This is a genomic window from Micromonospora sp. WMMC273, from assembly GCF_027460285.1.
Taxonomy (GTDB): domain Bacteria; phylum Actinomycetota; class Actinomycetes; order Mycobacteriales; family Micromonosporaceae; genus Micromonospora; species Micromonospora aurantiaca.
Genome location: NZ_JAPZBE010000001.1, coordinates 3,578,549 through 3,592,902, shown reverse-complemented (window position 1 = coordinate 3,592,902; position 14,354 = coordinate 3,578,549). Strand labels below are relative to the sequence as shown.

Annotated in this window: 15 protein-coding genes; all 15 read right to left on the bottom strand. The window is 72.2% G+C overall.

All coding sequences use genetic code 11. From position 1 onward, the window contains the following. Position 1 precedes the first annotated feature (1 nt). The 15 genes from O7611_RS16820 to O7611_RS16750 all read right to left on the bottom strand — a co-directional run bounded on the left by O7611_RS16820 (position 2) and on the right by O7611_RS16750 (position 14,284). Complete coding sequence (locus tag O7611_RS16820; RefSeq protein WP_194799026.1) at positions 2-991, bottom strand: EamA family transporter; 990 nt, start codon at positions 989-991, stop codon at positions 2-4. Beyond that, positions 978-1,442, bottom strand: coding sequence for an Ohr family peroxiredoxin (locus O7611_RS16815; protein WP_194799027.1), 465 nt, complete (start codon positions 1,440-1,442; stop codon positions 978-980). The genes O7611_RS16820 and O7611_RS16815 overlap by 14 nt, the downstream gene beginning before the upstream one ends. Further along, on the bottom strand, positions 1,439-2,266 hold the full coding sequence (locus tag O7611_RS16810) for an alpha/beta fold hydrolase (RefSeq protein WP_194799028.1): 828 nt from the start codon (positions 2,264-2,266) through the stop codon (positions 1,439-1,441). Before O7611_RS16810 ends, O7611_RS16815 begins: the two co-directional genes overlap by 4 nt. Continuing rightward, positions 2,263-3,627, bottom strand: coding sequence for a M20/M25/M40 family metallo-hydrolase (locus tag O7611_RS16805; RefSeq protein ID WP_194799029.1), 1,365 nt, complete (start codon positions 3,625-3,627; stop codon positions 2,263-2,265). Before O7611_RS16805 ends, O7611_RS16810 begins: the two co-directional genes overlap by 4 nt. A gap of 35 nt (positions 3,628-3,662) precedes the next feature. Next, complete coding sequence (locus O7611_RS16800; RefSeq protein ID WP_194799030.1) at positions 3,663-4,409, bottom strand: SDR family NAD(P)-dependent oxidoreductase; 747 nt, start codon at positions 4,407-4,409, stop codon at positions 3,663-3,665. A 100-nt stretch (positions 4,410-4,509) separates the two neighbouring features. Continuing rightward, positions 4,510-5,370: an ABC transporter permease gene (locus O7611_RS16795; RefSeq protein ID WP_091417004.1), complete on the bottom strand. Its 861-nt coding sequence runs from the start codon at positions 5,368-5,370 to the stop codon at positions 4,510-4,512. A 12-nt stretch (positions 5,371-5,382) separates the two neighbouring features. Continuing rightward, positions 5,383-6,213, bottom strand: coding sequence for an ABC transporter ATP-binding protein (locus O7611_RS16790; RefSeq protein WP_181726621.1), 831 nt, complete (start codon positions 6,211-6,213; stop codon positions 5,383-5,385). A gap of 25 nt (positions 6,214-6,238) precedes the next feature. Beyond that, on the bottom strand, positions 6,239-7,348 hold the full coding sequence (locus O7611_RS16785) for an ABC transporter substrate-binding protein (protein ID WP_194799031.1): 1,110 nt from the start codon (positions 7,346-7,348) through the stop codon (positions 6,239-6,241). A 99-nt stretch (positions 7,349-7,447) separates the two neighbouring features. After that, complete coding sequence (locus O7611_RS16780; RefSeq protein ID WP_194799032.1) at positions 7,448-7,834, bottom strand: nuclear transport factor 2 family protein; 387 nt, start codon at positions 7,832-7,834, stop codon at positions 7,448-7,450. After that, positions 7,834-8,145: a hypothetical protein gene (locus tag O7611_RS16775; RefSeq protein ID WP_194799033.1), complete on the bottom strand. Its 312-nt coding sequence runs from the start codon at positions 8,143-8,145 to the stop codon at positions 7,834-7,836. The genes O7611_RS16780 and O7611_RS16775 overlap by 1 nt, the downstream gene beginning before the upstream one ends. Next, entirely contained in the window at positions 8,145-9,221 is a 1,077-nt protein-coding gene (locus O7611_RS16770; protein ID WP_194799034.1) for a class I SAM-dependent methyltransferase, read from the bottom strand. Before O7611_RS16770 ends, O7611_RS16775 begins: the two co-directional genes overlap by 1 nt. 63 nt (positions 9,222-9,284) lie before the next feature. Continuing rightward, entirely contained in the window at positions 9,285-11,312 is a 2,028-nt protein-coding gene (locus tag O7611_RS16765; protein ID WP_194799035.1) for an oxidoreductase, read from the bottom strand. Between the two features lie 474 nt (positions 11,313-11,786). Then, positions 11,787-12,371 carry a TetR/AcrR family transcriptional regulator gene (locus tag O7611_RS16760; protein WP_194799036.1) on the bottom strand — a complete coding sequence of 195 codons (585 nt, stop codon included), beginning with the start codon at positions 12,369-12,371 and terminating at the stop codon, positions 11,787-11,789. A gap of 60 nt (positions 12,372-12,431) precedes the next feature. Further along, the gene (locus O7611_RS16755) at positions 12,432-13,157 is read right to left on the bottom strand and encodes an ABC transporter ATP-binding protein (protein WP_194799037.1); all 726 of its coding nucleotides are present in this window, start codon (positions 13,155-13,157) and stop codon (positions 12,432-12,434) included. Then, positions 13,154-14,284: an ABC transporter permease gene (locus O7611_RS16750; protein ID WP_269697191.1), complete on the bottom strand. Its 1,131-nt coding sequence runs from the start codon at positions 14,282-14,284 to the stop codon at positions 13,154-13,156. Before O7611_RS16750 ends, O7611_RS16755 begins: the two co-directional genes overlap by 4 nt. Positions 14,285-14,354: the final 70 nt, after the last annotated feature.

The window sequence follows — 14,354 nt, the reverse complement described above, 5'->3', positions numbered from 1 at the left end:
GTCAGGCGGGCGCGACGGGGGTCTTCCCGGGCGGAAGGCCGTCGGCCTGCCGGGGTCGCTCCCGCGCGATGACGAGCGCCACCGAGGCGAGCACCACGGCACCGGCGAGCACCTGTCGTCCGGACAACGATTCATCCAGCACCATCATGCCGAGCAGGACCGCCACCACCGGGTTGACGTACGCGTAGGTGGACGCGAGCTGGATCGGCGCGTTGCGCAGCAGCCACGTGTAGACGCTGAAGCCGACCACTGTGCACACCAGCATCAGGTAGGTCCACGCCAGCCAGGACCGGCCGGTGACGCCGGCCGGGTCGAACCGTCCCAGCTCACCGCTGACCACGCTCGCCACCGCCACCGCGACGCCGCCGACGAGCATCTGCCAGCCGGTGCCGACCAGGTGGTCGGCCGGCATGTGCAGCCGCTGCGACAGCGTCGAGCCCAGCGCCCAGACCATCGTGGAGACCACCAGCAGCAGCATCCCGCCGAGGTGCCATCCCTTCGTCGGCACCGAGAACAGCAGCGCCAGCCCGGCCACACCGCCCAGTACGCCCACCGCCGCGAGTGCCGACGGCCGTGGGCCGACCGCCAGCCGCAGCACCAGCACCCACAGCGGCATGCCGGCCACCACCAGCGACGTCAGCCCGGTCGGCACGTACTGCTGGCCCAGGGCTAGCAGTGCGCTGCCCGCACCGACCATCAGCAGCCCGCTGGCGCCCACCCCGCCCCACTGCTGCCGGGGCAGCAGCAGCCCGGCCGGTCCCCGGCGCAGCGCCGCCACCGCGAACAGCAGCAGCGCGGCGGCCAGGAACCGGGCCGAGGTGGCGACCAGCGGCGGGATGCTGTCCAGGGCCACCCGGTTGCCCAGGTAGGTCGAGCCCCAGATCAGGTAGACCGCGCCGAGCCCGACGGCGAGGGCCATCGGGCCGGCGGGCCGCTGCGGATCCGCCGGGTGGCGGACCGCTGCGGGCTCGGTCAGGTCAGCGGTGGCCATCGACCCGGATCGCCACCGCGGTGTTGCCCCGCAGGGCGTTCGAGTAGGGACACATCTGGTCGGCCAGCTCCACGGCGCGTTCCAGGTCGGCCTGCGGGCACTGCGGCGCGGACACGTCCAGCACCACGGCGATCGCGTACCGGCCGTCCTCGGTCTGCCCGAGGGAGACCGAGGCGGTCACCGTCGTCGGGCCGGGCTTGACGCCGGCCTGCCGGGCGGCGACCGCGAGCGCGCTGTCGAAGCAGGCCGCGTAGCCGGCCGCGAACAGCTCCTCCGGGTCGGTGCCGGGCGCGTCCGGACCCCGCTGGGCGGGACGGGTCAGGTCGACCCGCAGCGACCCGGTCCGCGACCGGGCGCTGCCGCCCCGGCCGCCGGAGACCTCGACGGTGGCGGTGTAGAGCGTGTTCGCCGGGACGACCTTCGCGTCGGCGGCCGGGGTGCCGGCGCTCATGCCGCCACCTCCCGCCCGAGGTCGGCGTGCACCTGCGCGGCGACCGCGTCGGCGAACGCCTCCGGCTGCTCGTCGGCCACGAAGTCGGTGCCGCCGGGGATGGTCACCAGCTCGGCGCCGGGCAGCGCGGCCCGCACCTGCGGCGTCATCCGGTCCAGCAGGTCGTCGGCGCCGTGCAGCAGCACGATGGGCAGCGCGTCCAGGGCGGCGGTGTCCACGTGGTGGTCGAACACCGCCCGGTACGCGGTGGCGTAGTCCGGACCGGTCAGCAGGTACTCGGTGACCTGGCGGTTCGCCTCCTCCGGGGTCAGGCGCGGGTACAGGCCGTACACCCGGTCCCAGATCACCTTCAGGTGCCCGCCGTCGCGCGCCGGGGAGTAGCCGGGCGCGTACGACCGCTTCTTCTCCGCCCGCTCCTGCTCGTCGTAGAGCGGGATGCCCTGCAGGATCAGCCGGTGCACCCGCTGCGGCGCCGACATCAGCGCCTCCGCGCCGACGATCGCGCCGGTGTGCTGCCCGAGCAGGTGCACCCGGGACAGCCCGAGGGCGTCGGCGAACTGCCACACCCCGGCCGCGTACTCCGGGATGGACCACGGGCGCGGGGGCGCGTCGGACATGCCGAAGCCCGGCGTGTCCGGGGCGATCACCCGCAGGCCGCGGCGGGCCAGCGGCTCGATCACCGCGTCGTAGGTGGCCGAGGAGAGCGGGGACTGGTGCAGCATCAGCAGCACCGGGGCGTCGGCGTCGCCGCCGTGCCGGTAGTGCACCTGACCCCACGGCACGTCGACGTAGGCGCGGCGGGCCACGCCGCGGGCCCGGGTCACTCCGTCACCGCCAGCGCCGCCATGACCTCGATGACGTGCTTGATGCCGGCCTTGTAGTCGTCCAGCCGGATGTTCTCGTTCGGGCCGTCCACACCGGAGTCGGCGCGGGACACACCGACGCCGACGATCGGCCGGTCGGCGATCACGCCCTGGTTGCCGATCCACTGCGTGTACGGCTCGATCACCGGCTCGGTCCCGTACACCCGGCGGGCCGCGTCGGCGACCAGCGCGACGAACGGGTCCCGGTGGTCGGTGAGGTTGGGCCGGCTGGTCGCCATCACCTCGATGCGCAGGTCACCGAAGCCGGTCGCCGCCAGGTGGTCGCGGATGCAGCCGAGCACCCGGTCCGGGTCCTGGCCCGGCACCAGCCGGATCTCCAGCTTCGCCGAGGCGGTCGACGGGATGCCGAGCGTCACGTCGTCGCGCATGTCGCCGCCGGCGAAACCGGCGACGGTGAGCGTCGGCACGGTCCGGATGGCGACCGCGGCGCCCTGGTCGTCCAGGTCACCGGTGAACCGGTCGACCTGGGCCCGCTTGCGCAGGAAGTCCCCGTCGAACGCCACCTTCTCCAGCAGCGCCCGCTCCTCGTCCGTCGGCGGCCGGGCGTCGTCGGCGAAACCGGGGATCGTCACGGTGCCGTCGGGCCGCTGCAACTGCGCCAGGGCGGCGGCCAGCCGGGCCGTGGCGGCCGGCAGCAGCGCGGTGTTCTGGCTGGTCAGGTCGCGCGGCAGGGTCTGCGCGGTGAGCCGCAGGTAGAGCACGCCCTTCTCGGCGAGCTTGAGCAGCAGCCGATCCTCGCCGTCGAGCCAGGAGTTCTCCCACAGGGCCGCGTCGCTGGCGAGCCGGTCGGCGTGCGCCTGCACGAACGAGCCCAGACCCGGGCTGTGCAGCCACTTCTTGCCCTCGAAGATGATCCGGTTGGTCACCGGCGGGGTCAGCCCGGCCAGCTTCCAGGCCGCCGCCGCGTGGATGCGGGACATGACGACGCCCTTGTCGTCGGCCACGCCCCGGGCGTACAGCCGGCCGTCGTGGATCTCCGCCGCGTACGGCGGGCTGATCCAGTCGGCGTCGTCACCGGCCGGCTCGACCTCCACGTCGTAGTGGGTGAAGTGCAGCAGCGCCTTGTCACCCTCGCCCGGCACCTCGGCCAGCACGTACGGGTACGACTGCTCCCACGGGATGATCTCGGCTTCGCCGCCCCAGCGGCGGACCGACCCGGCGATGAACTCGGCGGTGGCCTCCATCTGCTCCGGCTCCTGGCGGCGGCTGCGGATGCGGCACAGCTGCTGGAGCTCCTCGACGAACTCGTCGAAGTGCTTGTCGACGGCCGCCAGGGCGGCCGCGGTATCCGGTTTGGGCATGGTGGTCCTCACAGAAGGGGTCGGAGAGGGGGAAGTCAGTGGATGGTGACGCCGCCGTCGACGAAGATCGTCTGCCCGGTGGTCATGGCGGCGGCGTCACTGAGCAGGTAGGCGACCGCGTTCGCGACGTCCTGCGGCTGCGCCATCCGGCCCAGCGGGATGGAGGCCATCTTGTCGGCCAGGTACGCGTCGTCGCCGCGGACGTCGGCGGTCATGTCGGTGGGCACGATCGTGGGTCCGACGGCGTTGACCCGGATCCGGTCCGGCGCCCACTCCAGCGCCAGCACGCGTGCCATGTGCATCACGCCGGCCTTGCTGACGCAGTACCCGAGCGTGTTCAGCACCGCGATGTGCCCGTTCGTGGAGCCGATGTTCACCACCGCGCCGCGGGTCTGCCGCAGCGCCGGGTACGCGGCCTGGCTCATCCGGAACGTGCCGGTCAGGTTGACGTCCAGGACGGTGGTGAAGTCCTCCTCGGACATCGTCGCGGCGGGCCCGCGCCGGACGATCCCGGCGTTGTTGACGAGCAGGTCCAGGCGCCCGTGGGCGTCCACGACCTCGGCCACCAGGCCGGCGCAGGAGGCGGCCGACCGGACGTCCACCCGGTGGCGGGTGTGCGCGCCGCCGGTCAGCTCGGCCTCCGCCCAGTCGTCGAGCAGGTCGGCCTGCGCCACCGTCGCGCCGCGCTCGGCGAGGGTCGCGGCGATGCGGGCGCCGATGCCGCGGGCCGCGCCGGTGACCAGTGCCACCCGCCCGTCGAACCGGTTCGGATCGGTGTTCATGTCTTGTGTCCTGCCTTTCCCGTTCGGCCACCGGCCGGGCGGGCGTGAACCACGCCCGGCCGGTGCTCCGCACGCGTGACGGCGGTCCCGTCAGCTGTCGTCACGCGCCGATCACCTTCGTGTCCTCGGCCCAGAAGGCCAGCCGCTTCTGCAGCAGCCGGATCACGAAGTGCGCCACCAGACCCATCACCGACAGCACCACCAGGACGGCGAACATGCCGGCGATGTCGAAGTTGTAGTTGGTCTGCAGCAGCAGGTAGCCCAGGCCCTCCTTGGCGCCGATGAACTCGCCGACGACCGCGCCGAGGATGGCGAAGACGATGCCGATGTCCAGGCCGGCGAAGATGAACGGCAGTGCGCTGGGCAGCCGGACCATCCGGAAGATCTGGGTCTTGCTCGCGCCGAACACGGTCAGCATCTGGATCTTGTCGGCGTCGGCCGCCCGCAGGCCCTCGATGACGTTTACGAGCATCGGGAAGAACGAGATCACCGCGGCCATGACCACCTTGCTGGTCAGGCCGAAACCGAACCAGACCACGAACAGCGGGGCCAGGGCGACCTTCGGCACGGTCTGGAAGGCCACGATGTACGGCATCAGGGTGGCTTCGACGATCTTGATCTGGGAGATGAACGTGCCGAGGAGCAGCGCCGCCCCGACACCGATCACGAACCCGAGCAGCGCCTCCTGGGTGGTCACCCAGAAGTGACCCCAGAACTGGTCGTCGCCGAGCTGCTGCCACAGCGACTCGACCACGCTCGACGGCAGCGGCAGGACGTACTCGTCGACGCCGATGAGCTGGACACCGTACTCCCAGGCCAGCACGACCACGACGAAGACCGTCGGGACCAGCCAGAGCTGGGGCTTCTCGCGGAGGTCGAACTTGCGCCGGGCGGGCCGGGCGGGCCGGGCGGACGGCGCCGGTGGCTGGGCCGGCTCGCGGACCAGGTTGCTTGTTGCCATGGCTGTCCCTCGTCAGTCGATAACGCCGGCGGCGTTGAAGTGTCGGCGGATCCGCTCCACGTAGACCCCGGCCCGGTCGGACGACATGACACCGAGGTCACGCGGCCGTTCCAGGTCGATGTCCATGACCTCCGCGATGCGGCCCGGCCGGGGGCTGAGTACCACCACTCGGTCGGAGAGGAAGACCGCCTCCGGGATGGAGTGCGTGACCAGCACGATCGTCTGGTTGCTCTCCTGCCAGATGCGCAGCAGCTCCACGTTCATGTACTCGCGGGTCATCGCGTCGAGCGCGCCGAACGGCTCGTCCATCAGCAGTACCGCCGGGTCGTGCACGAGCGCCCGGCAGATGCCGGCCCGCTGCTGCATGCCGCCGCTGAGCTCGTGCGGGTACTTCTGCTCGAAGCCGTTGAGACCGACCATCTCGAGCAGTTGCTGGGCGCGTTCCCGGTGCCGGCGGGGATCCAGTCGCTGGATCTCCGCCGGCACCATCACGTTGTCGAAGATGGTGCGCCACGGCAGCAGCGTCGGTGCCTGGAACACCATCCCGACCTCGGGAAGGGGCTTCGTCACGTCCCGCCCGGCGATCCGTACCGCGCCGCCGGACTTCGGGCTGAGCCCGGCGAGGATCTTCAGCAAAGTGGTCTTGCCGCACCCGGACGGTCCCACGACCGAGATGAACTCGCCGCGACGTACCGTCAGGTTGATGTCGCTCAACGCCTGGGTCGGTGCCGACTTCCGGGGCCGGTACTCCTTGTCCAGCCCGTCGATCTCGATCCAGGAGTCTTCCGACACCGATGCCGGAGCCTGCGTCTGCGCCCGGCGGGCCGTCGCCTTGATGGCCATCGAAATCCCTTCCGCTGTCCGCTGCCTAGGCGGTGTAGTTCGCGGCCTTGCTCAGCACCGCGGCCTTGTCGAAGTTGTTGGCGCCGGAGAGCAGGCTCGGGTCCCACAGCTTCTTGAGGTCGACCTCGCCGGTGATCTGCCCGGCCTCCTTGGTGTACGCCTGGGTCTTCGCCCACTCCTCGTCGCTGATCGCGCCCCAGTCGCCGAACTGCTCCGGGTCGCCGCTGGCCGGGGTGGCCGTCTTCAGCCAGGCGGCCAGGCTCTCGGTGTCCGCCTTGAGGCGCTCGTCGGCGGACTTGCCAGCGAGGATCTGCGGGAACACCTTGTAGCCGATCTTCATGGCGGCCTCGGGGTTCTTGGCCGAGAAGAGCATCGCCTTGTACGCCGCGCGCAGGAACCGCTCGTACGAGTCCTTCTTGGCGTCGAAGTCACGGGCGCCGACGCTGAAGGTGAGCGACCGGATGCCGGAGAACACGTCCGGGTTGGTCAGGTACTTCAGCTCGGTGCCGGCGTTCTCGATGACCGCGTACGCCTGGGTGTAGAGCGCCAGCATGTCGACCTTGCCGTCGTTGAGCGCGGCGGCGGCCTGCGCGCCGACGCCCACCGGCAGCAGCTCGACGTCCTTGGCCGGGTCCAGGCCGGCGGCCTTGACGTAGGCGCGGGCGTACGGGGCCGAGCCGGAGGCCAGGCTGATCACGCCGATCTTCTTGCCGCGCAGGTCCGCGCCGCCGGTGATCGGGGAGTCCGGCTTGACCGCCATCACCCACGGCCAGTTCTGCACCAGGCCGCCGACGGCCTTGATCGGCACGTTCTTCTCCACCGCGCCGAGCGCCGAGCCGGCGTCGGCGGGGGTGATGTCGCCGCTGCCGGACGCGACCGCCTGGAGGGCGGCGACCGAGCCGTCGGCGTTGATCGTCTCGACGGTCAGCTTCTCCTCGGCGAAGTAGCCGAGTTCCTTGGCGACCGCGTAGACGGCCACCTCCTCCTTCGGGCCGATCACGGCGGAGGCGATGGCCATGGTCAGCTTCGCCTCCTTGCCCTCGCCACCGGCCTCGTCGTCGGAGCCGCCGCCGCACGCGGCCAGGACCAGCGCGGTGGCCAACGCCGCCGGGAGCAGAGCCCACTTTCGTTTCATATGCACACACCTCGTCATGAGTCGGGGGAGACCACCTCCGCCGCCGGAGCGGCGGAGGTGGGGGAATCAGCTGTCGCGCTGCCGCGCGACCGTTGTCCGTCAGGCGTCGCGCTGCTGCGCGACGAGTGCCAGATCGTTGTAGACGTGCTGCTCGACGATCAGTCCGCCGTCGAGCACGAAGACGTCCGCGTAGCGGATGTCCTCGAACGGAGTGCCGTCGAGCCATTCCCCGTACAGCCGCCCGAGCGAGGTCACCGTGACCCGCCCGTCGGTCTCGCCCACCAGGTAGCGGTCCCGGTGCTTGCGCACCCACCGGTAGGTTCCGGTCGACGCGGCCGCCATCTCCCGCAGCGACGAGTACTCCCGGCCGCCCGGGAAGACCAACCGCGCCCCGTCCGCGAGAAAGCGCCCCGCTTCGTCGAGTTCGCGGTCCTCGCACAGCTGCAGGTAGCTGTCGATCAGACCGGGCGCGTCCGGTGTGCTCATCAGCCGGTCTTCTCGCTCAGCGCCGCCTCCCACTGGTCCCGCAGCGGGTGCTCCGCGGGGCCGTGCTCGGTGAGGATGCGCATCAGGCGGGCCAGCAGTGCGTCCCGCTCCCGGTCGAGGACCTGCTGCTCCTCCTCGGTGGAGACGAACTCGTCGACGGCGCCCGCGGTGAGCGCGCCGGAGCGGGTCAGCAGCGCCTCGACGACGCGTACTCGCTGGCGGGTCACGTGCAGCTCGGTGGAGAGCTGCAGCACCAGGTCGAGCAGCTTGCCGACCTTGGGGTCTCCGAAGTAGTCGAACTCGTTGCTCATCACGCCTCCGGCTTGGTCGCGGCCAGTACGGCCCAGGGGAAGTGCCACTCGGGACGGTCGCCCCAGCCCTGCGGCTGGACACCGTTGCGGCGCTCGTCGAACGGGGTCCACGACACGTCGGTCAGACCGGCCTCGGTGCAGACCTCGATCAGGTCGGAGCCGAACAGGTCGTGGAAGAACGGCTCGTTGTTGCGCTCGGCGTGCTCGTAGACGGTGGCGTCGCGCAGCGGGTCGCCGGTGAGCATGAACTCCAGGAAGCGCAGCGAGCCGCCCGGCTTGAGCAGGCGCGCGGCCTCCAGGATCGTCTCCCGGATCGCGGCGGCCGGCATCTCGTGCAGCACCATCGTGCCGGTGACCACGTCGCAGCTGTCCGACTCGATGCCGGTGGCCCGGCCGTCGGCCTGCCGGTAGTCGATCGCGAGTCCGGTCGCCTCGGCCTCGGCGTGGGCCAGGCGCAGACCCGGCGCGGCCAGGTCCACGCCGATCACCTGCGCGGTCGGGTACTTGGCCGGCAGCGGGCGGGTGCTCTTGCCGAAACCGCACCCGATGTCGACGATCCGGGTCGCCGCCGGCAGTTCGGGCAGCGCGGTCTTGGCGAACAGCGTGTGGAACTTGTAGCCGTCGTTGTCGCGCAGCATGACGATGCGCGCGCCGAACTCGTACACGTAGGCCGACATGTCGTCGGAGAAGAAGCTGCCGGGCTGGATGTGGATGTCGTAGTCGGTGTACCAGTCCGGCAGTTCCAGGTCGGGGTTCAGCTCCAGCGAGCCCTTCGGCTGCTCGGGCAGCGAGGTGAGCTGGTCGGTCAGCTCCTCGCGGCGGCTGAGCACCGCGTCGCCCGCGACTTTCCAGAGCATCTTCTGCTGCACCCGCTCCAGGTGGCTGAACCACGGGTAGAGCGGAAGACCACGCAGCACCTGACCGGCGTCGGCGATCGTCGTGGCCGACGCCCCGGTGGCGCCGTACTCGTCGCGCAGCGCCGGGTAGACGGTGTCCGCCCATCGCTTGCGCAGGCCGAGGACGAAGTCCACGGCGGAACGCTCATCCAGGGTGAGGCGCTCCTCGATGTCCAGCATGCTTGTCTCCTCTACAGGTGGGGGAGGTCCGGTCCGCGGTGCACCGCGACCGGGGTGGACGGGTCAGTGGGCGTACCGCACGCGCTGGGCGGACGCGGTGTCGAAGGCGCCGAGGAACGCGCCGGCCATCCGTCCCTCGTAGACGGCCTCGAAGGCGGTGCGGGGGGCGTTCGCGTCGCCGACGACGTGGATGCGGGGTCCGTCGGGCAGCGCGTCGAGCTGCCGGTACAACTCGTCCGCGGCCTGCGCCGAACCGCCGTCGACGACAGTGGTGACGTCCTCGACGATCGTGTCGCCGCCGGCGAGCGGGCCGCCGAGCGCCACCGCGGTGGCGCCCGCGGCGCGGGCGGCCCGCATCGGGTGGACCGCGATCCCCAGGTCAGCGAAGCGCTTGAGCAGCGCCAGCCGTGAGTACGTGGTGATCTTGGCGCTCACCGTGGCGGTGGGGGAGACGAGGTGGACGCGGGCGCCCCGCCGGGCGAACGCCTCCGCCACCGACGCCGCCGACCAGGTGCCCTCGTCGTCGAGCACGACGACGGTGCCGGCCGGCCGGTAGCCGGGGTCGGCCAGGTGGTCGACGGCCTGCCAGATGTCGATCACCGGCGGACCGCCGGGCAGCTCCCGCCGGGCGGGCCGGGAGCCGGTGGCGAGGACGACGTCCTGGTAGCCGCCGGACAGCACGTCCTCGACGGCGGCGCGGTGGCCGAGCCGGACCGGGATGCCGGCGGCCTCGACGTCGCGGGCCAGATCACGGGTGAGTAGCCCGAGCCGCTCCCGTCCGGGTACGCGCGCGGCCACCTCGACCTGCCCGCCGAGCCGGTCGCGTGCCTCGACCACTGTCACCCGGTGCCCGGCCCGGTGCGCGGAGAGGGCTGCCTCCAAGCCGGCCGGACCGCCGCCGACGACCAGGACGTCCCGCGCGCCGGACGGCCCGGGCAGTTCCGGCCAGGCGTCGGCCCATTCCCGCTCGGCGCCGACCTCGGGGTTCACCACGCAGGAGATGGGCAGGCTGGTCTCCAGCCGGCCGATGCAACCCTGGTTGCAGGCCAGGCAGGCGCGTACCTCGTGCTGGCGGCCCTGCTCGGCCTTGCGGACCAGGTGCGGGTCGGCGATGTGCGGGCGGGCCAGGCCGACCAGGTCGGCCTCGCCCGCGGCGACGACTTCGGCCGCCTCCGGCAGGCTGTCCAGCCGGCACACCGCGAGCACCGGCAGGTCCGGGAACTCCTGCTTGAACAGCGCCGCGTGGTGCCGGAACGGGGCGTGGCCGAAGCTCATGTCCGCCATCTGCGTCGCGAGCGAGAAGCTGCCGTGGTAGGCGGAGTGGCTGACGTGCACGTAGGCGAGGGGGAACTCGGCGCGCAGCTTCCCGACGATCTCCAGCACGGCGGCCGGGTCGAGGCCGCCGGGCAGGAACTCGTCGGCGCTGACCCGCAGCCCGACGGGCAGCTCGGGTGCGGCGGCGAGAACCGCCGTGAGCACCTCGCGGGTCAGGCGCATCCGGTTGTCGAGGCTGCCGCCGTACACGTCGTCGCGGGTGTTCGTGTGTGGCGAGAGGAACTGCTGGAGCAGGTGGCCGTGGCCGGCGTGCACCTCCAGGCCGTCGAAGCCGGCCTCGCGCATGCGCCGCGCGGCGGCGGCGAACGCCTCGACGACGACGGCGATGTCCCGGCGTCCCATCGCGTGCGGCACGTGCGAGCCGGCCGCCCACGGCACCGGCGACGAGGACCAGGCGGCGGTACGCGTCGCGTCGCCGTTGGCCTGGCGTCCGGCGTGCATGATCTGGGCGAACATGCGGGCCCCGTGCTCGTGCACGGCCTCGGTCACCGCCGCGTACGCCGGGATCGACGAGTCGTCGAAGCTGCCGAGGCTGATGCTGCGGCCCGCGCTCGTGGGGTGCACACGGATGGCCTCGGTGATGATCAGGCCGGCGCCGCCGCGCGCCCGCTCCGCGTGGTAGGCGACGTGGCGGGCGGTGGGCACGTTGTTCAGTCCGAAGTTGGTGGTGTGGCCGGGGACGAAGACCCGGTTCCGCAATGTGAGACGACCGAGCCGGGTGGGGGAGAGAAGAGCGAGAAGCTTGTCGTCAGGCATGCCTCGGACTTCCTGTTTCGGGCCGCACTCGGCGAGGCCGAGAGCGTTCGGATGAACCGTACGCCGTTCGATTGAGTGGAACGGTAGGGCCGGGTTCACATGCCGTCAACGGGCTACTGATCAGTAACTTAGTTCACCGCACCGCCTCTGAGCTGCTGTTCCACTAGGCGGAACGCTGACCGATGATGACCGTCGATGCGGCGGTCGATCGTTCGGTTCCTCCTGATCGGACGACAGTGCCGGCCGCCGCTCGCCGGTCGGCGGCCCGTGCCGATCGTTCGGACGGCCGCACCGGACGCGTCGGCGGCCCTCGCCGGGAGCGCCGGCAGGTCTCCCCGGCGCGGCTGCGGGCACGCAGCGGCCCGGGCCGTCGCCCGGCCGTGCCGGTGGGTGCGGCCGGCGCGACGACCCGGGCCGTCGCCCGTCAGCGGATGTGGTGGAGGCGCGGTCGCCGGCCGTTCCGGAGGGGCGCGGTCAGCCGGCGTCCGGACGCAGGTACGGGGTGAGCAGCTCGCGGGCGAGGCCCGTGGCCGCCGGAAGGTCGAGACCGTTCTCGATCATGCGGCTCAGGGCGTAGACGACCGACTGGACGAGTTCCGCCATCCGGTCCGGGTCGCTCGCCCCGTGTTCGGTGAGCGCAGCGCGCAACGGCGCCTCGAGGCTGTCGTGCAGCAGCCGGCTGGAGGTCGCCAACACCTCGCTGTTGCCCGCCGACGCCAGTGCCCGGGCCAGCGCGTGGTCGCCCCGGGCAACCAGTTGCAGGTTGGCCTCGACGTACGCCAGAATCCTCGCCCCCGGCGTGCGGGCCTCGGCCATCCGCTCCTCGACGAAGGCCGACCACCGGGGGAAGGTGTCGGCGACCAGCACGTCGAACATGTCGGTGCGGGACTTGAAGTACGAGTACGCGCTGGACCGGGCCAGCCCGGCGTGCCGGGCCACGTCGGCCAGGCTCGGGATCTGCTCCGGATGCTCGGAGAGCAGGGCGCGGGCGGCGTCGAGCAACGCCGCCCGCTGCGCGGCCCGGTGTTCCGCGACGGTCGAGGCTTGGATCTTCGGCACCGCGACCTCCCCGTGTCTCCCGCCGCCCGTGTCCGGCCCGCGTCGCTCCCTGGTCGTCGGTCAGCTGCTGGTGGCGAGCTTGCCGTCGATCATCTCGTAGATGGTGTCACAGTATTGCAGCACGTCGTGATCGTGAGTGACCATCACGACGGCCACCGAGCGCTCCCGCGCCTCCTGGGCGAGCAGCTGCACGATGTCGTGGCTGCGGGCCCGGTCCAGCGCCGCCGTCGGCTCGTCCACCAGCAGCACCGACGGCTCGGTCATCAGCGCCCGGGCGATGCCGACGCGCTGGCGCTCGCCGCCGGAGAGCTGGTGCGGCCGCCGGTCGGCCTTACCGGCCAGACCGACGTGCGCGAGCATCTCCAGCGGGTCACGACCGGCCCGTTCCCGCCGCCCGCCCAGCCGCAGCGGCAGGCGCAGCTGGTCGGCGGCGGTCAGCGCGGGCAGCAGGTTGCCCGACTGGAACACGAACCCCACGTGCCGGCGGCGCAGCTCGGTGCGCGCCCGGCGGCTGGACACGGTCATGTCGTGCCCGGCCACGGTGACGGTGCCCTCGTCCGGGCGGGCCAGCCCGCCGGCCACGGCGAGCAGGCTGGACTTGCCCGCGCCGGACGGCCCGACGATCGCGGCCAGCTCACCGGGCGCGACGGTCAGGTCCACGTCGTCGAGCGCGTGCACGGTCTCCGCGCCGTCGCCGTGCCGCAGGTGGACGCCGCGCATGACCAGGCCGAGGTCGGCCGGGGCGGTGCCCGCCGTCGAGGGGGACGAGGTGGGCCGGCTGCTCATCGGTTGCCTCCCAGGGCGGTCGCCGGATCGATGGAGGTGAGGCGGACGACGGCGGCTGCCGCGCCGACCAGGCCGAGCACGAGCAGGCCGGCCGCGGCGGCGGCGATGCTCTGCGGGTGCAGCGCGAACGGGACGTTGCCGCCCGAGATCAGCGCGCCGAGACCGAGGCCGATCCCCATGCCGACCGCGATGGCGACTGCCAGCAGGATGAGCGCCTGGGTGAGCGCGTCGCGCAGCACCCAGCCGGTCGAGGCGCCAAGTGCCCGCAGCACGGCGACCTCCTGCCTGCGCTGGATCGCCCAGACCGCGAAGAACGCGCCGGCCACGAGCGCCGAGATCGCGTAGAGGAAGCCCTGGATCAGCTGGAGCGTTGTGGTCTCGGCGGTGTAGCCGGGCGAGGCGCCGTACGACTCGTCGAGCGTCAGGCTCTCCGTGCCCGCCGCCTTGTCGCCGGCGGCCAGGTCCACCGAGGCGCCGTCGGCCGCGCGGACCGCGACGGCGGTGATCTCCTGGGCCGCCTGCGCCGGCGTCTGCGCGCCGGCCGGGGTGCCGGACTTGACCGCCTGCCACGTCGCCAGCGGCACGTACGCCACGTCGACGTGGCCGAACGTGTCCTGCTGCTGGGTGACGCCGACGACGCGCAGACGCGTGCCCAGCCGGTCCACCGTCACGGTGTCGCCGACGCGCAGGCCCGCGTCGATGGCGGTGGGGCTCACCACGATCCCGTCCGCCGGGCCGAGCCGGTCGCCCTCGCTGACGGCGGGCGACAGGAACGAGTCGGTCTCGACGCCGAACAGCGCCAGGTCGACCTCGGTGCCCCCGTCGGTACGCCCGTTGACGAGCGTGTTGCCGAACGGGGTCGCCTCCGCCACGCCCGGCTGGTCACGCCAGGTGTCCACCGCCGAGGCGTCCACCACGCTGCGCGAGAACGCCGAGTCGTGCTGTACCCCGTGGGCGAAGGCGAACGACGTGACCGGCAGGTTCTGCAGGCCGGAGACGCCGTCGCGGACCAGCCCGACGGAGAGGCCGGACAGCATCACCATCAGCACCGAGATCAGCGCGATCACGGCCCCCATCAGGGCGAACCGCAGCCGCGCGAACCCCAGCTCGCGAATGGCCAGGAACATCAGCCGCCACCTCTCAAACTTGTCGACACCATGTCGCCATGTTAGCAACGCGGTGTCGGCAAGATGGTGG